20 protein-coding genes are annotated in these 19169 nt (G+C 30.7%); 17 read left to right on the forward strand and 3 right to left on the reverse strand.

What is annotated here, in order from left to right:
• The first annotated feature begins 602 nt into the window (after positions 1-602).
• From C1X07_RS04165 to C1X07_RS04180, 4 genes are all read left to right on the forward strand, one after another.
• Positions 603-1385, forward strand: coding sequence for a carbohydrate kinase family protein (locus C1X07_RS04165; protein WP_103068684.1), 783 nt, complete (start codon positions 603-605; stop codon positions 1383-1385).
• A gap of 145 nt (positions 1386-1530) precedes the next feature.
• A complete protein-coding gene (locus C1X07_RS04170) occupies positions 1531-3204 on the forward strand; it encodes a hypothetical protein (RefSeq protein WP_128755190.1) in 1674 nt (557 codons plus the stop codon).
• Between the two features lie 59 nt (positions 3205-3263).
• Entirely contained in the window at positions 3264-3833 is a 570-nt protein-coding gene (locus C1X07_RS04175) for a hypothetical protein (protein ID WP_103068686.1), read from the forward strand.
• A 223-nt stretch (positions 3834-4056) separates the two neighbouring features.
• The gene (locus C1X07_RS04180) at positions 4057-5085 is read left to right on the forward strand and encodes a hypothetical protein (RefSeq protein ID WP_103068687.1); all 1029 of its coding nucleotides are present in this window, start codon (positions 4057-4059) and stop codon (positions 5083-5085) included.
• A gap of 222 nt (positions 5086-5307) precedes the next feature.
• Here C1X07_RS04180 and C1X07_RS04185 read toward each other — a convergent pair whose 3' ends face one another.
• Positions 5308-5574 (reverse strand): hypothetical protein, encoded by a 267-nt coding sequence (locus tag C1X07_RS04185; RefSeq protein ID WP_103068688.1) that lies wholly within the window; start codon positions 5572-5574, stop codon positions 5308-5310.
• Between the two features lie 320 nt (positions 5575-5894).
• Between C1X07_RS04185 and tssD the strand changes: the two genes are divergently transcribed.
• From tssD to C1X07_RS04250, 13 genes are all read left to right on the forward strand, one after another.
• Positions 5895-7274, forward strand: coding sequence for a type VI secretion system tube protein TssD (tssD, locus tag C1X07_RS04190; protein WP_103068689.1), 1380 nt, complete (start codon positions 5895-5897; stop codon positions 7272-7274).
• Positions 7271-7822: a hypothetical protein gene (locus C1X07_RS04195; RefSeq protein WP_103068690.1), complete on the forward strand. Its 552-nt coding sequence runs from the start codon at positions 7271-7273 to the stop codon at positions 7820-7822. Before tssD ends, C1X07_RS04195 begins: the two co-directional genes overlap by 4 nt.
• 229 nt (positions 7823-8051) lie before the next feature.
• Positions 8052-8483, forward strand: a complete 432-nt coding sequence (locus tag C1X07_RS04200) for a hypothetical protein (protein ID WP_128755191.1) — start codon at positions 8052-8054, stop codon at positions 8481-8483.
• Positions 8484-8625: 142 nt separating this feature from the next.
• Positions 8626-9207, forward strand: a complete 582-nt coding sequence (locus tag C1X07_RS04205; RefSeq protein ID WP_103068692.1) for a toxin-antitoxin system YwqK family antitoxin — start codon at positions 8626-8628, stop codon at positions 9205-9207.
• 295 nt (positions 9208-9502) lie between these two features.
• Complete coding sequence (locus tag C1X07_RS04210) at positions 9503-9763, forward strand: hypothetical protein (protein WP_103068693.1); 261 nt, start codon at positions 9503-9505, stop codon at positions 9761-9763.
• Positions 9764-9890: 127 nt separating this feature from the next.
• Positions 9891-10517: a toxin-antitoxin system YwqK family antitoxin gene (locus C1X07_RS04215; protein ID WP_103068694.1), complete on the forward strand. Its 627-nt coding sequence runs from the start codon at positions 9891-9893 to the stop codon at positions 10515-10517.
• An 80-nt stretch (positions 10518-10597) separates the two neighbouring features.
• A complete protein-coding gene (locus C1X07_RS04220) occupies positions 10598-11344 on the forward strand; it encodes a hypothetical protein (RefSeq protein ID WP_128755192.1) in 747 nt (248 codons plus the stop codon).
• 452 nt (positions 11345-11796) lie between these two features.
• Positions 11797-12783, forward strand: a complete 987-nt coding sequence (locus C1X07_RS04225; protein WP_103068696.1) for a BtrH N-terminal domain-containing protein — start codon at positions 11797-11799, stop codon at positions 12781-12783.
• 183 nt (positions 12784-12966) lie between these two features.
• Entirely contained in the window at positions 12967-13755 is a 789-nt protein-coding gene (locus tag C1X07_RS04230) for a leucine-rich repeat domain-containing protein (protein ID WP_103068697.1), read from the forward strand.
• Positions 13756-13825: 70 nt separating this feature from the next.
• A complete protein-coding gene (locus C1X07_RS04235) occupies positions 13826-14665 on the forward strand; it encodes a hypothetical protein (RefSeq protein WP_103068698.1) in 840 nt (279 codons plus the stop codon).
• 320 nt (positions 14666-14985) lie between these two features.
• Positions 14986-16356, forward strand: coding sequence for a mercuric reductase (locus C1X07_RS04240; protein WP_103068699.1), 1371 nt, complete (start codon positions 14986-14988; stop codon positions 16354-16356).
• A gap of 118 nt (positions 16357-16474) precedes the next feature.
• Positions 16475-16870, forward strand: coding sequence for an RDD family protein (locus tag C1X07_RS04245; protein ID WP_103068700.1), 396 nt, complete (start codon positions 16475-16477; stop codon positions 16868-16870).
• A 129-nt stretch (positions 16871-16999) separates the two neighbouring features.
• The gene (locus tag C1X07_RS04250; RefSeq protein WP_128755193.1) at positions 17000-17500 is read left to right on the forward strand and encodes a hypothetical protein; all 501 of its coding nucleotides are present in this window, start codon (positions 17000-17002) and stop codon (positions 17498-17500) included.
• On the opposite strand, the gene C1X07_RS04255 is transcribed toward C1X07_RS04250, so the two are convergent.
• Positions 17497-18051, reverse strand: a complete 555-nt coding sequence (locus C1X07_RS04255) for a 1-acyl-sn-glycerol-3-phosphate acyltransferase (protein WP_103068702.1) — start codon at positions 18049-18051, stop codon at positions 17497-17499. The two genes, C1X07_RS04250 and C1X07_RS04255, sit on opposite strands and share 4 nt — an antisense overlap.
• Positions 18052-18073: 22 nt before the next feature.
• Complete coding sequence (locus tag C1X07_RS25260) at positions 18074-19135, reverse strand: iron-containing alcohol dehydrogenase family protein (RefSeq protein ID WP_241507190.1); 1062 nt, start codon at positions 19133-19135, stop codon at positions 18074-18076.
• Between the last annotated feature and the right edge of the window lie 34 nt (positions 19136-19169).

Genomic DNA, 19169 nt, shown 5'->3' on the forward strand with positions numbered 1-19169 from the left:
ATAAGAGTGCTCTCCGTACCAAATTATTGTAACAAAATGTAGTTTTAAAAGAACATAGATCGATATATTGGATTGTCACACTGAGCCTGTCGAAGTGCTACCGAAGTGTAGCGGTCACTGAGCGTAGCCGAAGTGAGCGGTCACTGAGCTTTTCTCGAAGCACTCAAACCAAACATTAGCTACCCAACATCAAAAAGTTGGAAATATCCCCTCACACCTATATACATTTCATCACCACTACCCTTTCGTACCTCCTATGGTTATTACGGTTTTCCGTAAAACGGGTGTTCTTAGGAATTATTAAAACGGACACAAAAACTACACCATTATTAGCCAAAATTCTGTGTTTTTGAACCTTAAAAACTTAACTATTTAATTTTATGACAATTACACTTTTACTTTACCCCAATTTTAACAAAAAATCATTTTTAAAATAATTTAAAAAGTGTGGTTTTACCGTAATCTTCGTGGTGCTAACTTTCTTAAATTCAGGCTTTCGAATAAATATAGACTTGGTGTATGGTTGCTTAGGTGGCTGTGTATCTTAAATATTGGAGATGTAGTTACTTTGGTGACTATACTCCTGCATTATCAATAATTAGATGAAAACTAATCTTGAAAAAATTAAAGTAGATCTCAAAAGGTTACAACGAACTGGAATAGAACTTCAGTTAGGAATAGTTAAAGATTTAGGAAATCTGGACAGCATACCAAATAAAGAAGAGGTTTTAGAAACAATAAAACCAATTGACTTCAATAGAAATTACGAACAATGGTACTCCGAAGCTTTTCAAGTTATCAAACAACTAATTCCTCATAGACTAGATGATTTTAAAATTCTTTATAAAAATGATAACAGAAAAAAATTAGAATACACAAACTATTCTGTTTCTGATTATTTAATAAATGTTGTTAGAAAAATTGGTGATGAAATTATAGCTGACAGGTCCGCTGCCTATCCTAAATTTGTTCAACAACTAGATATCTTAAATTCGGCAGAAAACAAACTAAAAAGTTCTCTTTTCGATATTAAACAAATAGTGCAAGCTGATTTGTTTGACACAGAATTAGATTCAGCAAAAGAATTATTAAAGAAAGGGTTTTTAAGAGCTTCGGGAGCAATAGCCGGTGTTTTAATAGAGAAACATTTAAATCAAGTTACTGAAAATCACAATATTAATATTGAGAAAAAGAACCCATCAATAGCAAGTTATAATGACTTATTAAAAACAAATGATGTTTATGACACTCCTGATTGGAGATTTATTCAAAGACTTGCTGATTTGAGAAATTTATGTGATCATTTTAAGGATCGGGAACCAACAAAAGAGGAAATTTCAGAGCTTTTAAATGGTACGGATAAAATAATGAAAACTATATTTTAAAAAATATTGACAACAATTTGTATAGTTCATTTGCTCCCTTCGGGAAGCAAACGCACCATACAAGAAACGTTAGTGTAAAATAAAAAAAATGATTGATAAACCTCAAATTCTCACACTAAACCTAACCACAAAGACTAATCAAGCTTTGAAAGAAAAAGGTTTCAATATTTATGAAGGCAGTTTGGGAAAATTAGTAGACACGAAAAACCAAAAATACGAGTTCAAGTACTGTCTTCCAAATAAGGATTTTCCACCAAATATTCATGAATTTGAAATTGTAATTGTGGATTTGTCAAATGAAGATACAATTGATTATAAAAAAGAAGATCATACAAGAACTGTTAACAAAACTGAAGTTGATAATTATTTGGAATGTAGGCATCCACAAACCATTTTTGATCCTCGCGGATTCGCATCAAAATTTTTAGTAAAAGGAATTAAAGAAATATTAAAGAGAGAATGCATAATTATAGTTTTTCAAAACGAAAATATTAATATTGAATATAAGCTTGTCAAAAAAAATGGTGATCACTCAAAATTACTAACCAGAAATAAATATAGTTTATATGAATTCATGCCGATCTTCCCCTTTAAACAAAATAAATTTGGAAAAGAAACCGAAGTAATTATTAAAAATAATGAGTTCGGCAATTTTCTTGAAAAATATAATTCGGATTTTACTTATGAAAATATCTATCATTATCCAACTGTTTGGGATAATGAAGAACAAATACTCGATCCTCGATTTCATCCGATTTTGAAAAATAAAAGTGACGAAATAATTTCATTTACATATTTCGACGATAAACTAAGGCTTTATTTATTCCCTATATTAGAAGATAATTCTGATTTTATATTAGAGTTCCTTCAGTCTATTGCTCCGACTGCTCACCCCTCTTTATTTCCTAATTCTAATCAAAAGAAATGGACAAATAAAACTGAATATGCCTTACCAAATCATTTAAACCTGCTAAATGAAAAGGAATTAATTTTCAAAGAATATCAAAGAAAAATTAAACAAAAAGAAATTGAAATAGAAGAAAACCTAAAGAAGTATGGTTTTTTACATGATATCATTACAGAAACTGGTGATAAATTGGTTGCAGCAGTTATTAATTTTTTAGAATGGCTTGGTTTTGAAAATGTAATAGACATGGATACTCAAGCAACTAAAATAAAAGAAGAAGATATCCAAATTGAAAACGAAAAAGGGCTTTTGATTATTGAAGTAAAAGGTATTGGAGGAACCTCAAAAGACTCGGAGTGTAGTCAAATTTCAAAAATAAAGTATCGTAGAGCAAAGGAAAGAGGAAAGTTTGATGTTTTTGGATTATATATTGTAAATCATCAAAGGCATTTACCCGCAATCGAAAGAGAAAATCCACCATTTACAGAGGAGCAAAAAAATGATGCTCTCAACGATGAAAGAAGTTTATTAACAACATGGCAATTATTTAATTTATATTATGATATTCAGAATGAAATAATAACAAAAGAAGAAGCAAGAGAAGTAATATATAATTATGGTTTGATCTCTTTTATACCTCAAAATATTGAGCTTATTGGTACAGTAGATGAAATTTTTCTAAAAGGGGAAGTTTTTATTCTTAAAATTAATGATGTTAAACTTAAAACTGGGAACTATCTATTTATTGAAAAAAATAATAGTTTTAGAAAACTAAAAATTATTGGACTTAAATTAAATGATGATACCGTAGAGGAAATAAGTAACGGAGAAATTGGAATAAAGGTAAATAGTAAAGTGAGTAAAAAATCTAAAGTGTGGATTAAAAATACTTACCCAAGCACAAATATATAAAGTCATAATGCCCTATCGCGATATAACGACTTATACATAAAACGTTAACCACAAAATAAATGAGTAAAAGAATAATTAAAGGATTAGACATTGAAGAATGTAGAATTTTGAAGCATATAGTTATTGTTGCCGATAAAAATTATGGTGAAACAACTATTGGAAATGTTTTTTATAAAAGAAAATTCTCTACTGTTTACAATTTATTGGAACAAAAAAAAGAGGATGACAAATATACAGGAAGTAGAATTGAAAAACTCTTAAAAGAGTATCCGCAACAAGAAAATTATCCAAATGACAGGATTGATAAAATTATATTAGAGTCAATTAAAGACAAATATCCTAAATCTTATTTAAGAAATTATTTAATAATTTTTAATACGGATTTAGAAAAAATCGAAACTTTAAAAAGTAAAAACAAAATCAATAGTAAAATTTATTTCACTCCAAATATTACAGATTTATCAAATGTTTTTGTATATGTAGGTAAGACATTTGAATCACCTGAGATAGAAATAAATATTTATAGTGATTATCAAAATGAAATAAAAAATGGATATACTTTTTCTTCAAGTTATTTCTTAGACGAAAAGCAGATATTAGATGAATTAGAATTAATTGAATTTGAATAAAAAACTGGCAAACAAAACCTATTATTAATACGGGTTTTGATGTTCAATCCAAAGTTTAGTTTAGTCTATTCTTATAATATCCACCGAATCTTTTGACTTGGCTTTGAAAATGAAAAATTAAAACAAAATAAAAAGTTTTGGCTAAGTGCTTAATCGGAAATTAATCACATTTTAATCCCGTACTAACCATAGCCGAGATGTTAGCATTCATTAATACTCTACTTTGAAAAAAGCTTACAAAAAAGAAATTGAAGATATAAACAAGCAAATCTCACAAGTAAAAAAGCTTGATCAAGTAAATGAAAGCCTGAGAAAATCAAATTGGATTTTCTTACATCCATATGTACAAGTATTTGAAATTAATAAGCTGAGAAGAATAATTTCTGAAAATGATAATATTGATGAAAAAATACTAACTCATTTTGCAGAAAGGTTTTTAAATTTAAGGTCAACAATACATTTTATAGATGGATTCTTTGCTACGCGACCATTTTTAAAAGATTATGAACAATCAATAAATGAATCAGTAGTTTTATGCTTACAAAAGGATTTCAATGGTGCAATAAACACATTATTGCCTATTATTGAGGGGACATTAAGAAAACTATTGGTAGAAAAAAAAGGTATTCACAAAGAGAGCGAAATTAATATAGAGGAGCTTTTAAAAGTATTCAATTACTTAACTGCAGATTATGTTAATCTACAAAAAGAATACTTAAATAAGAGGTATGAATCTAACATAAGAAACAATGAATATTTTGATAAAAATCAAGAAAAATCTATATTAAAAAAACATAGAGAATATTATGAATTATGGTCAAATCAATTTGTAAAGTATCTAAAAGATAATCTCTATGCTAATACGAAAAATAGAAATATTAAGGATAGCTTTAATAGACACATAATGTTTCACAAATTAAGTGATAATGTAGATTATAATTTCGCGAACTATTTAAGACTGTTTAATTGCATACATTACTTAAGTTGGGCTATTGGCTCAGTTTACAAAGAATGCTCTATTTTATCTGCAGCTGACGAAAAACAGGTATTAAATAAATGGTTTGACTATTTCAGCATACTAACCGTTTCTGAATCATTAACTGAGACTAAACGAAATATTTACAAAAATCCAGAAATACCATATTTTAAGACATATTTGAACCCTAAAATAGCTAAATTGATGGTTGTTCCAAAATTAGGGGTGGATATAGCACTAAAAGCTTATAACCTTATGAAAAGTAACGAATTCTAACAATGGTTCCTATGCAAAGCCTTTTTCCCAAGACCTAGGTAATAAAAATCCAATATTTTAATATTCTAATTAATTAATAATAGTGATTTTAGATTGTTAAATTGTCAACAACTTTAATAAAAGTTGTCAATATTTCAACGATAACCTATTATAACTCTACACCACTTCCTATACAAAGGAGGTCATCTCACAAACAACAACCTCCTTTATAGAATACCAAGTTTAAGCTTTATCCAACCCCTCAAACCTTTCCCATAAGATTTTTACATCATGTAGGGCAACTTTTTCATGTTCATCAATCAGGTAATCCGAGTGATACAATGAAATGTCATGAATCAATTTTAGAGATCTAATAAAGCTATCTAATCCGTGAAATTTTACATAACTAAGGAATTCTTTTTCCTCATCAGTTAAAGGTTGTGAGATTGCTGTCTTACCAGCCTTACTTTTTAAGCAAGTGCAGGTTTCCTGACCATTCTGTGTTCGCATAAGAATGAAAATTTAAGATTAATAAAATTCAAAAAAAGGGAAGTCACTGCGAACACATTCCAAGCGGTGCTTAGATAGGTCTCGGGACTTTCACCCGTATGCTCCCCCAAGATTTTCTGTTTAAGACGTAATTGTGATAAGTACACCATTGATAATAAAATTGAAATATGTTCGCATTTCAAAAGTACAAAAAAGAATCGAGTAAAAAAGCAAACGTGATATTAAGCAAATAATCCATTGAGTAGTCAATCAAAGTTTTGTATTTTTAAGCCATCCTACCCATACGATTTATAGGTTTAAAAACTCTTAAAACCAAAAACATGGGCATTATTGCCAAATTATATGCCGATGGGCAAGTGTATAATGTACTACAAGCCAGTCACAGTATAACACAGGGTAGTGATGAGACAGGGCGACCAACCTCGAGACCTTTTCATACAGGATTATTAGCTGTGATCGAATCTACAAAAGACACCTACTTTTTTGAAAAGGCGATACACCCCACCCAACAGATACAAGAAATCATTCTGGAATATACCAATAGTATGCCCGGTAGCAGACCCCGTAGGATTAGATTTGTTGATTGCTATGTAACCTATGATCGTACAGACTTTAAGGCAAACGGCACAGAATCACTTACAGAAACCCTACTAATCACGGCTGCAGGAATCGAAGATTCACACTCCCGAGGTAAATATACTACGCCTAGACGAGTAACGGCGTTTCTTAGTGATGAGGTAGCTCTAACTACGCCAGATGAGGAAGAAGAAGCTATAAAAGTAATCAAAGTAGAGGGACCGTTTGATGAAGCAGGAAACAAGATAAAATATATTAGCCCTAAGCATGAATACTTTTATCATGCAACTTTAAAAAATTATGAAGAAGGTGATGATTTAAGCCAGATACAATGGTCTGCCAGTTATGATGATGAGAGTACTACTCAACAACTCACCACAGGAGGCACGTATGAGGATGGACTGTTAAAAACACCAATACAAGTAACCAAAGGCAAACAAACAGCAACTATTTATGCCCACATAGGCAGTCTTAACCCAAATATAAATACCAAAGCAACTTACAAACAGGTAGTCACCTTTTTTATTGGCGGTGCTGGGGATAAGGAGCCTTTTTATGGCTCTGGTCCTACAAATAATATGTCTCGAGTAGGAACTGACTTTAAAAAGAAAATACTACACACTCAGTATCATTCTAAATTCCTTGGATATAATGAGGTAAAAGGAGAGGAAGATATTAGAATTAATGTACTAAGTCTAATACCCAATAAAGATGGTACACAAGTAAATATTGTAGGGCATAGTTTAGGTGGATGGAATGGGGCGCATTTATCCCAAATACTTACTGATATGGGATATATGGTAGAGGTATTAATTACTCTTGATCCTGTAGGAGCAGGAGAACATATCAAAATAATTTCGGATATTCATATGCGTACACCAAAACCTAAGATGAATTACTGGATCAATATTTATACTCACCCAGAAAATTATATTGTAGATGATGCTGTGGCAGATGCAGGTAGACAATGGACTCCTGATCCAAAAGATATTCATGTGCTACACATTACCAAATATAGTCATGGTGAGGCCAAGAAAATGCTTAATGAAATACTCGTAAAGGCAACAATTTCCGCTTCTAGCTTACTATCAAATTCTATTAATAATTTTATAGAAACACAATGAAATCATTAAAAAATAAAATAGCACTTTTGACTGTGTCCATAGGAATATTCTATTTTGTTTCCTGTTCAAAAGATCATAATATACCTCAAGCCAATTTAAATTATTTAAAATTTAAACCTATTGACAAAAAGCATCCTATTCTGGATATTTATAATGTGAATTTTTCATCTGATATTGCAATTGATTCGTTATTAAAAGAAATAGGAGGAGATCCTTACTTATTTTGTTCTCTAAGTAATGAAAATATTGATTTTGGTATAGAAGCTACAGGTATTAACAACCCACATTTGTCAGGATCATTTGAAAAAGTGAAGAGCTCACCCAAAATTGAAAAATTGCATTATTACACTGCAGAGGTAATATTCTATAACGCTGATCATAGTAGTGAAGAATATTTAAGTAAAGAGTTTCTCAAAAACCATATTTCAAAAATAGAATGTATCAATTGTAAAGTAGTAAATAGATTTTTTATGGATACTCGAAAACCCTATATTTCTAACTCAATGTGTATCCCAGTAGAAGATATTTTAAAAGCTTTGGATGATTAAAAAATATCTTTGAACAGCATCCTAAATATAGTCATGGAGAATCAGGAAACATGTTCAATGAAGACATAACCAAAAATAGCATAACATCTTCTAGTCAGTTACTTTTTGCAATACAAAAATATTTAGAAACTAAATGAAAATAATTAACTTCACACTCATTATTTTAATATTGGTATTTTCAATCAGCTGCCGTTTGGACAATAATATACAAGAAACAAAAATCCAATTTTTGGATTTCGAAAAGAGTCCTACCACTAATAGATCTGATTTATACAATATATATTTCAATACGAACATAAAATTAGATAGTACTCTCATTAATTCTTTAATGTATTGTCCATTAAATAAAAATGTCAATTTTACTGTAGAAAACCTTAGAAAATCTAATAATGCTTTATCTGGTTTCATTTTGGAAAACAAAAAAGTTAATATCCCTGAAAAACCATACACTTATATTGCAGAAGTAGCATTTAAAACATCCAAAAGTCAAGGAAGTGAAACTAGTTTTTTGGAGGAAAAAGAAATAAAAAGGTTACTTGAAAATTTAACTTGTGTGCCTTGTAAGATATACAAACCCTTCTATTTAGATTCATACAAACCCTACCTCTCCAACCCCATGTGTATCCCAGTAGAAGATATTTTAAAAGCTTTGGATGATTAAAAATATTGACAATTATTTCCAAAATCTAATTGATAATAAAAACTCAAAAGATTTTATTTCCTCGAAACTCTCATAAGAGATTATCATTTTGGAAATTTCAATGGAAAGCATTACAAGATGATATTATAAAATTTTATAAAAAATGAAATATATAGCTTTTACGATACTATGGTGCTGGATAATAACTAATAGCTATTTAAATGCGCAAATACAAGAAGTAAAAAAACCAGTTATCCCTACATCTTCACATAGAATATTGATAAATAATAAACAAGGGGTTTTTATTTATAATAGAAAGTCCGACAATCATTTACTTAACAGTAAATATGAGATATGTGAAACTTATTTAGATACCGATACTGATATTGTAAACAGCTATAACTTTTCTGGATTATGTGAGCAAGGTAATATAAGAAAAGGTTACAAGGATGGCTTTTGGAAAACCACATATGAAAGCAAACTAGTAAAAACTGAAAACTGGAACAATGGATTAATTTTGGGGAAATATAGAGTTTATAATTCTAAAGGAGATATACTTTATAAAACCAATTTTGGATCAAATGGTAGTGGCAAGTATAAAGATTTTTATTATACAACAGGAACCCTAAAACAAGAAGGTAATTACGAAAATGGTAAAAAAGAAGGAGAATGGTGTGATTATAATAAGCAAGGTAAAATAATAAAAGTCATTAAATATAAAACAGGAAATATAGTTAATGAATAAAAAAACAGCTTAGCCTAAACTACTAATTGATAGCTAACCCATCGAGATAATCACATAGTCATACAACAATCGTTGGTCTAATTAAAAAGAGTAAATCATAAGATATATATACATAGGTACGCCGATATCATATTGAATTCTGATTATGAACTTAGGGAAGAACTTGAACAAATCTTGAATTCGATTTCTTATGATCGGGGTTCCGAAATTTTTAATACGCGTAATCTGCAAAGAAAGGAAGAGGGTAAAAAATTAATGAAAGGAAAACATGACATACGCTAAATACTCTTATTAGATGAAAAAAATAATTTCAGTAACTGTAGTATCAATTTTGATCTTTCTTTCAATATCATTTTTGACTGTTTTAAACTTTGTTTTTACTTCGGGTTTCCCTGAATTAAAAATTGGTTTTCCTTTACAATATTATAATCGATTTTTTACTGCTCCAGATGAATTAAGATTTTCTTGGAACATTTGGAATTTAATAATAGATTTTTTAGTTATTTGGGGAATCACGGCAGTAGTATATTATCTAAGTAAACGAATAAAAAAATAATCGATAATAAAAACTCAAAAGATTTTATTTCCTCGAAACTCTCATAAGAGATTATCATTTTGGAAATATCAATGGATAGCTATGCAAGACCATATTATAAAGTTTTATAAACCGTAAATCAGCTAATATGAAAAAAAATATTCTTTCTTTAGTTTTATTATGTAGTTTTCTATCTTTTTCTCAAAAAAAAGTTTTCGAACCAATTACGAAACCTATTTTATCTTTCGATATTAAAATAGAGAATAAGAATGGTATTTCTTATTATCAATATAAAGATGATTTAAAACCACTTAACGGAGTTTATAACATCAATATCTATATTAAAGATGAAAATGTAGGTGATATTGAGGTTTCAGAAAATGGAACAAAGAAAAGAACATTAAAATATGACTTACCCAATAAAAATTATATTAATATAAATATTAATGAAAAAGGTTCTTTTAAAAATGGATACAAAACAGGTCTCTGGAAAACCACATACAAAGGAAAAGTAATCAAGACAGAAAACTGGGATAATGGTCTGATGATAGGTAAATATAGAATATATGGCAGCCAAGGAAACTTACTTTACCATACTAATTTCGGATCACTTGGCAATGGCAAATACAAGGACTACTATTATAAAACAAACATTCTAAAACAAGAAGGTAATTACGAAAATGGTCAAAAAGAAGGAGAATGGTGTGATTATAATAAGCAAGGTAAAATGATAAAAGTCATTAAATATAAAACAGGAAATATAGTTAATGAATAAAAAATAGCTTAGCATAAACTACTAATTGATAGCTAACCTACTAAGACAGTTACATAATCTTATTACAAACAGTACCCACAATGATGAAAAAAAAATTAACATTTATACTAATTGTTTTCGCCTTTAGCCTGGCTTCGTCCCAAGAAATGAAAAAAGAACATCAGGATGTTATCAAAACATTTATTGATTGTATTGAAAATAGGAATATCGAAAAATTAAAAACCTTTATCGCATTTCCTTTTAAAAGAAGATATCCTCTTCCTCATATAAAAGATGAAACCGATTTTATGAAGCGATATGATAAAATTTTTGATGATAAACTAACACAAACGATTACCAAATCAGACTTGAATAAAGATTGGTCTGCTGTAGGTTGGAGAGGAATAATGCTAAACAGAGGGGCGCTTTGGATTGATTATGATGGCAGATTACTCTCTTTAAATCTATCTGATACAGAACAAACTATTAGAGAAAAAATAATTGAAGCCGATAAAAATTCGATTCACAATAGCCTGGGCGAATTCGAACAACCTATACTACTAGCAGAGACCAAAAAATTTAGAGTTAGAATAGATGTGTTAAGTAACGGAAAGTATAGATATGCCTCTTGGTCAATTAACGCCGAAATGAATGAAAAACCTGATTTAATAATCGAAAACGGAAAACAAATTCTGAATGGATATCGTGGCGAAAATATAAGCTATGAATTCATTAATGGAGATTATAAATATGAATGCATATTTAACAACAGAGGTGATAGAGAATTATGTGTTTATAAAAACGGCAATAAAATATTGACTCAGCCTTTTCTTATAGTAAATCATTAAAAGTACCTGACAAAGATTATAATCAATACCCGTTTTTGGTATTTACCCTATAGTTTAGAGGTTATTTTAAATTATATTTTTTATTCAAAAGAGAATGATGAGTCAGTAGTTATACCAGTTATACTTCTGCAAAGTTTATGGAAAAAATTTTAGGGCATGATTCTGAAGTTGGTTATAAATTCTCTGGACAACAACCTCCAACTACTAAAGACTACTATACATGGACAGCTTGGTATACTATGAATTATAATAATTAGAGATATAACAGAAAAAGAAGTATTTACAGAATTCAGACTCGATAGAATATCAGAGTATAAGTTAACCAATAGTACATTTAAAAATGTAACTGATTTTTGACCTTTCAAAAAAATTATTTGAAAACTATCAACCAAAGTTGACATAGGGTTGTCATGACTCCATCGTAATTTAGCCATTAGTAAATAACAAATTGTATGATAATCAAAAATTTTAAGCCGTTTAATGGGCAACATTGCGAAACTACAACTACAGGAAGTTTACTATATCAACTTGATATTAACCTGTCAGAACCCATGCTATTTGGACTTGGAGAAGGTTTAGGGTATATTTTTTGGAATATGAAAATCATGGATTTTCCATTTATCGGTGGTAGAGTAAAACCAGACGTATTAACGGAGAATATTTGTAGAAACCTAAACTTAGATTTAGAGGTAAAAGAAACTTCATCAATAAAAAAAGCCTGGAGAAATGTTCAGGAAAATATAGAAAAAGGGAAAGCAGTTGGTCTAAAGTTAGACTGTTATCATTTGGATTATTTTACCACAAAAATTCATTTTGCAGGTCACTATGCCTCAATCTATGGTTATGATGACCAATTAGCATATCTAAATGATACGAATCAGCAAGGTAGAAATGCTAAAACAACATTAAAAAATTTGGCGTTAGCAAGAAACGAAAGAGGTCCTATGTCTTCTAAAAACCTTTCATATACTATTTCTAAAAAAGGAGAAATGCCAAATTTAAAAATTGCAATTAAACATGCGATTCGCAATAATGCCAATGACTTCTTAAATCCACCTATAAAGAATATTGGCTACAAAGGAATACTTAAGACAAGTACAGAGATTAAGAAGTGGTTTGAAACCAGTAAGGATATAAAAAAGGATTTTCAAACTTCAGCTTCTTTAATGGAAAAAGGAGGAACAGGAGGTTCTTTGTTCAGAAAAATATATCGCGATTTTATTAAAGAAAGTGGAGAACTCCTTAATTCTAAGGCATTAATTATACTAAGCGAAGAGTACGATGCAATAGCTAAATTATGGACAAATGTTGCAGATTTATTCATTGAAATAGGAGAAACAAAAGACATTAAGTATGTAAATCATGCTTCTGAAATATTAATCGAATTATCAAAACGAGAAAAAACAGTTATGGAACAACTAAAAGATGCCATTGCCTGATACTGTATAAAAAAATCTAAGGCAATTTAGCCTTTCTGAAAGGTATGCGCTTATTTACAAAGTTAGTGACACATCATTTACATTTTTTTAGGTATTAATTTGACATAAAAATCAAATGTTCATACCTTGGAAAGGAACATCAATTATCGAACGAAAAAATGAGTTTGTTTCTAAAAATCAATAATGAATAATAAATACATAAGTATCATAAAAAACGCACCCGACGGGTTTGGATTAGAAGAAACAGATACATGGCAAAAAACATTTCCTAGAATTGATTCATGGAAAGAAATCTCTCATTTATACAAGCATCCTCAATTAGAAAGCGCAAAAGATTTTACTGCACTATCTATGTTTACCTATCAAAGTTATTTTCATGATGTATACGAGAGTATTTGTTCACAAAATTCTATTAAAGATAAAATCTTCGGAGGAAAAATGGAAGCGTATTTTCAGTATAAAGAACTGAAACCTGAACACCACTCTTTAACCCTGTTTGAAGACAAAAGCTATCGATTAGATTTTAGCAACTTTAATGCGTTACGAAAACTAAATATATCCCGGTGCAGGAATGCTGTGGAAATAATAGTACCCAAGGATAATACCTTAGAAGGTTTTGAAGTTATCGGAGGGCAGCAGCTGAAAATTATTAATGGATTAGAAAGCCTGAGTAATGTAAAATACCTGAGCATAAAAAAATGCAATAAGTTTAAAAATTTTAACTTGGCAGGAGAACTCAAACAACTAGTTTTTCTAAATTTGAGCGAAAATAAAGGCTTAACTCATATTAACTTTCTTGAAGGACATCCAAATATTGTTTTTCTTTACCTAATAGGTTGCTCAAAAGTAATTAAAAACCCATCAACTATTGAAATATTAAAGAGTCTTCCTAAATTGAAATTTCTTAGGATTGCTGCAAACATGAGTGAAAGGGCAAACCTCAAAGAAAAATTACCAAACATACATAGTTAATGTATTATTATAAACAGAATAAAACACATTAAAACGAGCTTTATTTAAACCTTTAGCGTAATTAGAATACATGGACAAAAAAACAATCTCGATATTAAAAAAGGTTTATTTCCATGAAAATGGTTTTTACAACCCTGAGCTTGATAGACACGAGCACAAAATTCCTGATTCGGTTACTCAATCCGATTTGAATCTGTTAAAGGACAATGATTTTTCTCCTAATAATTTTGAAACATTCGAACACGATAATTCTTTAGATAGATTATTAGCGTTTAAAAGTAACCCCAAATTGACATTGGATTTTGCAAAGGCAATGTTTCTAAAAGGGATAACAGGTGAGTTTCCTAGAGGAAGACAAACGTTGATGAGTTATATTTATATTAAAAATTTGTCGAAGCATAACTTTGAAGGAAAAGATACTTGCGAAATATGCGGACTACCCAAAAAGAAAACTATTGATAGAACCTCTCAACTTTATACCTATTATTTAGGGCATTCTTGGAATGAAATGCCAGTCCATAACCTGATTGAGCTTGAGGAAATCCTGAAGTATGAAAAGCCAAATTCTACAAAAGAAGATAAAGACAAACTTATTGAATTGTTAGATTTAATTTCTAAATCCAAACCAAATGAAACTCCCGGAAAGTTGGAAAAAAGAATAGCAAAAAATAAGACTTTACCAAAAACGGATAAGTATAAACGGTATGGAATCCTATTAACGTTATCAGAATGTGGAATACTACCAAACGAATTTATCTTACCGACATATGATAAATTTTCGACCAGAAAAGAAATATGGAAAGCAAGTGAACATTTAAAAACTTCACATCGCTCAGATATTGTTTTACCTTTTGGTGGTTGGAAAGGGAAAAATGGAGTTAACTATAAGCGATATAAAGAGATATTTTAAACAAAAACAGGTTCTATACTATATTAAAAGAGTTTAGCCATGCTAAGTTCTTTTTTAAGTATATCCCATTCTATTTACAAACTCAATTTGGCAGTGACGCATTACTTTTAGAGTATATTTTTTTAAAATTTTACATGAAAAAATCTTACTTAAAATGACATAAATAATAAGCTTTAGATCTTTCACTTGATTTTGAGTTTAAGTATATTTATGAAAAACATTAGTCGGTATATTTCTAAAAAATAATTAGACAAAAATAGTATTAAAAATTCTCGAACAACAAACAACACTATATCCAAAACATACAAATTAATAGGCTTATGACACATTTTGCACATCTTATTATAGGAACAGGACAAGCTACAGGAACCTTACTCGGCAAGCTAATCCCTACAAATGAAACCATCGGAGTTATTGAAGCCGATAAAGTAGGCGGCAGCTGTGTTAATTATGGCTGTACTCCCACCAAAACCCTGGTTGCCTCTGCAAAAGCCTTTTATCAAGCCAAAAGAGGTGATTTTTATGGTTTTCATTCTGAAAACCTAACTCTTGATTTCAGTACCGTAAGAGATCGTATGAACAGCATAAGAAATGGCAGCAGTAATGGACTGGCATCTTGGATGAATAACACCCCTAATGTAACACTCATTATGGGCAAAGCAAGTTTTACAGGAGATAAAAAGATTAAAGTAAATGATCAGACTTATACCGCTGATAACATATATATTAATATAGGAACCAGACCTTCTGCCCCACCAATCCCAGGTTTAGATACTGTAAACTGGCTTGATAGTGCCAGATTATTGGATCTGGAAAATATCCCTGAGCATTTAATAGTAATTGGAGGAGGATACATCGGTGTTGAATTTGCTCAAGTCTATAGAAGATTTGGTGCTCGGGTAAGTATTATACAAAGAAATAGCCAGTTAATGCCCAGAGAAGATAAAGACGTTGCCGATGCGATAAAAGAATTTATAGAAAATGAAGGAATAACTATTTATTGTGGTGCCAACACAACAAATATCATACAAAAATCCGATCATAAAGAAGTTGAAATTGAAATAAATGGAGCATCCAAAACCTTATCTGGAGATCAGATTTTGGTAGCTGCAGGAAGAACTCCTAACAGCGATACCCTAAATCTTGAAAATACTGGGATAAAAACCAATACCCGTGGATTTATCGAAGTAGATACCTATTGCCAAACTACTGTTGAAGGTGTATTTGCCGTAGGAGATGTAAATGGTCATGGTGGATTTACACATACCGCAGTAAATGATGCAGAAATTGTTCTGGACAGACTTTTTGAAGGGGGTCGCACCCTTGGGGATAGAAATATGGTCTATGGGCTGTTTACCGATCCACCGCTTGGCAGAGTAGGTCTTACAGAAAAAGAGGCTATAAAAAGTGGAAAAAAGGTGTTAAAAGCCATTAAACCTATGAGCAAAATAAGTAGAGCTAAAGAAATGGGAGAAACGAATGGGTTTGTTAAAATATTGGTAGACGCAGAAACCGATCTGATTTTGGGTGCTTCAATTTTGGGAGTTGGCGGTGATGAAATCATTAATATGTTTGCCACTCTTATACATTCTAATATTACCTATAAAGAGTATCGCAAAGTCGTATTAGTACACCCTACCGTTTCTGAATTAATGCCATGGACACTAGACGGGCTACAGGAAATCAAGTAAGCTTTATGATATCTTGCATAGATTAAGTAACAATTTACTAACTCATGACATATATATAATACAAAATGTATTTGAAAAGCTATTCCTTTTTAAACATTGATGCTAATTATAAAAATATATGAAGAAAAAATATGCAATTTTACCTAATCGAATAAAAGCTGTTGTAGTAGACGGAATAATAATAATCGCTGCGATGTATGCTGTAACAGAAATTTTTGCATTGTTTGATAATGTTCCTAACATTTTCAGAATTATTGCTTTTACCTTTATATTTATCCTCTATGATCCTATCATGACAAGCGCATATGGTACTACAGTAGGGCATTCCTTCAGCAAAATCGCTGTAAAAAGAGAAGACGATCATAACAAAAATCTCCCTTTTTTTAAAGCGCTTATTCGATTTTTTATAAAATTCTCTTTAGGTTGGATTTCATTGCTGACCGTAACTGCAAATGAGAAAAGAAAAGCAATTCATGATTTTGCAGTTGATTCTATAGTTATCGAAGAGGCATAGTCTACATTAGAGAATATTCGTTAAACATTCTTTCACAGAATAAATCCTAAAAAAAGAGTTTAGTTATATGACTAAGCTTTTTTTGTTATGTTTTCCTCATAAAACCGACTATAATTTAAATTCAAAGCTATGAAAAGACTACTCTTTCTTCTTTTGTTTTCATTTTCGGGTATTATTTGTGCCCAAGATATGGATAACAACAAACTACAAGAACTTATTAAGAAAAATGCGGATACTTTGAATGGATCTTTAGGCAATTGGAAATTTATATATAAAAAAATCCCAATGCTTTGTGTTACTGATCAGACTAACAACAGGATGAGAATTATCTCGCCAATTACATCATCTAATTCTCTCGACAAAGATTTGCTACTAGATACAATGACTGCAAATTTTCATTCGGCACTTGATGTAAAATATGCTATTTCTAATGAGATTCTCTGGTCTGTTTATATTCATCCTTTAAAAGAGCTTAGCACAGAGCAGGTAGAAAGTGCAATATCACAAGTGTATTATGCAGCAATAACTTTTGGAACTACATTTTCTAGTACAAAATTTTTATTTGGCGGAAATAATATTGAAACAAAGACCAAAGACAAAATAAAGAACGATAAAATTCAAAGGTTTTAATTCCCATCAAAACTATATTCAGGAACCTTACCTATAACTCCTTTAAAGAAGCTGTACATATACTCTAAATCTTTTTCAATATTATCTGTTGGATAAAACGGTTTGGATATTACGTTTTGTTTTTTTCCAAAATCAAAAGTTACCATGATGATTGGTACTTTTGCAGTTTTGGCAATATGATAAAATCCGGTTTTCCATTCTTTCACCTTCTTTCTGGTTCCTTCTGGAGCCAAAGCCAGTCTCAATTCATCTCTTTTTTGAAAAAGTTCTGCAATGGCTTCGACTTTATTCTGACCTGGTGTTCTATCAAGGGATATCCCTCCTACTTTTTTAAGGTACCAGCCCAATGGCCATTTAAAGAGCTCCTTCTTTCCTAAGAAACTAATTTTCAAATTTACCAGTTTACGAATTAGCAGACCAATATAGAAATCATGCCAGCTAGTATGAGGTACAACAACAACGACGCATTTTTTTACCGTTTCGGCACTAAAGTCACCAACAATCTTCCATCCCAGAATTTTGTGATATATAAAGGACGAAAAATATTTCATATATACTTAAATCGAAAAATGCTTATAAAGAACGATAAATTTCTTTCAATTTATCTGCATTTATTTTTGACTTCCAATCGCTTCCTAATGCATTTTCCCAAAGTGGTTCTAAACTTAATGCTACCTGAGTCATTACATTCAATTGATCTTCGGTTACATTAGCACAAACTCCTTTAGGCAAATTAATATTATGAAACTCTTTCATTTGTTTAAAAACAGCTACTCCTTCTGGATAATACTCTCCAAGTTTATCAAATACGATGCAGTTCCCTATTCCATGTTTGGTACCTAACACATATGCTAAGCCATAACTCATTGCGTGAGCAACACCAACCTGAGAATATGCGATACTCATCCCACCATGCCAAGAAGCCATCATTAATTTTGCATCTGCTTCTTCTTTGCTTAAAGAAGTTTCTAGGAAAATTTCTTTACAAAGATCGAGTGCTTTTTCTCCATAACTCTGGCTAAATGCATTTAAATAGGTACCATCCAAAGACTCAATACAATGAATATAGCAGTCCATTCCTGTATAAAACCATTGGTCTTTAGGAACATCCTTTATCAATTCTGGATCCAAGATTACCTGATCAAACGGAGTATAATCAGAATTGATACCTAATTTACGTTCGGGTCCGGTAAGAACGGTGGTACGAGATACTTCTGCACCAGTTCCAGAAATTGTTGGAACCCCAACATGATATACCGCTTTATTTTTAACCAAATCCCATCCTTGATAGTCTGCCGCACTACCAGGGTTTGTCAGCATAATTGCAACAGCCTTAGACAGGTCTAGAATAGAGCCTCCTCCGATTCCAATAATTCCACTTGGGATATATTGATAATCGTCTTTAATTTTAGAAACTATTGCATCTACCTGCGATGTTTTAGGCTCTTCTGCTGTAGATACATAAATTATTTCATCTGTATAAGACAACGGTATTCTATCCTCTATAAACGAGGTGTTACTTTCGAACACACTATCTATCAGATAAATAAATGGAGCAACGCTATTTCGCTCAGATGAAATAATAGAACTCATCTGATTAAAGGCGCCTTTCCCAAATACTACCTTAGGCACCATAGGAAAGTTTTTGTGCTTAGAAGTAGGTACTACT

The organism is Aquimarina sediminis, assembly GCF_002895435.1.
Classification (GTDB): Bacteria; Bacteroidota; Bacteroidia; order Flavobacteriales; family Flavobacteriaceae; genus Aquimarina; species Aquimarina sediminis.

Coding starts and splice junctions, on each gene's coding strand:
- C1X07_RS04195 (WP_103068690.1), top strand. CDS start 7,271: ATGAAATCATTAAAAAATAAAATAGCACTTTTGACTGTGTCCATAGGA.
- C1X07_RS04230 (WP_103068697.1), top strand. CDS start 12,967: ATGAATAATAAATACATAAGTATCATAAAAAACGCACCCGACGGGTTT.
- C1X07_RS04205 (WP_103068692.1), top strand. CDS start 8,626: ATGAAATATATAGCTTTTACGATACTATGGTGCTGGATAATAACTAAT.
- tssD (WP_103068689.1), top strand. CDS start 5,895: ATGGGCATTATTGCCAAATTATATGCCGATGGGCAAGTGTATAATGTA.
- C1X07_RS25260 (WP_241507190.1), bottom strand. CDS start 19,135: ATGGTGCCTAAGGTAGTATTTGGGAAAGGCGCCTTTAATCAGATGAGT.
- C1X07_RS04210 (WP_103068693.1), top strand. CDS start 9,503: ATGAAAAAAATAATTTCAGTAACTGTAGTATCAATTTTGATCTTTCTT.
- C1X07_RS04255 (WP_103068702.1), bottom strand. CDS start 18,051: ATGAAATATTTTTCGTCCTTTATATATCACAAAATTCTGGGATGGAAG.
- C1X07_RS04240 (WP_103068699.1), top strand. CDS start 14,986: ATGACACATTTTGCACATCTTATTATAGGAACAGGACAAGCTACAGGA.
- C1X07_RS04235 (WP_103068698.1), top strand. CDS start 13,826: ATGGACAAAAAAACAATCTCGATATTAAAAAAGGTTTATTTCCATGAA.
- C1X07_RS04175 (WP_103068686.1), top strand. CDS start 3,264: ATGAGTAAAAGAATAATTAAAGGATTAGACATTGAAGAATGTAGAATT.
- C1X07_RS04245 (WP_103068700.1), top strand. CDS start 16,475: ATGAAGAAAAAATATGCAATTTTACCTAATCGAATAAAAGCTGTTGTA.
- C1X07_RS04225 (WP_103068696.1), top strand. CDS start 11,797: ATGATAATCAAAAATTTTAAGCCGTTTAATGGGCAACATTGCGAAACT.
- C1X07_RS04165 (WP_103068684.1), top strand. CDS start 603: ATGAAAACTAATCTTGAAAAAATTAAAGTAGATCTCAAAAGGTTACAA.
- C1X07_RS04220 (WP_128755192.1), top strand. CDS start 10,598: ATGATGAAAAAAAAATTAACATTTATACTAATTGTTTTCGCCTTTAGC.
- C1X07_RS04250 (WP_128755193.1), top strand. CDS start 17,000: ATGAAAAGACTACTCTTTCTTCTTTTGTTTTCATTTTCGGGTATTATT.
- C1X07_RS04215 (WP_103068694.1), top strand. CDS start 9,891: ATGAAAAAAAATATTCTTTCTTTAGTTTTATTATGTAGTTTTCTATCT.
- C1X07_RS04185 (WP_103068688.1), bottom strand. CDS start 5,574: ATGCGAACACAGAATGGTCAGGAAACCTGCACTTGCTTAAAAAGTAAG.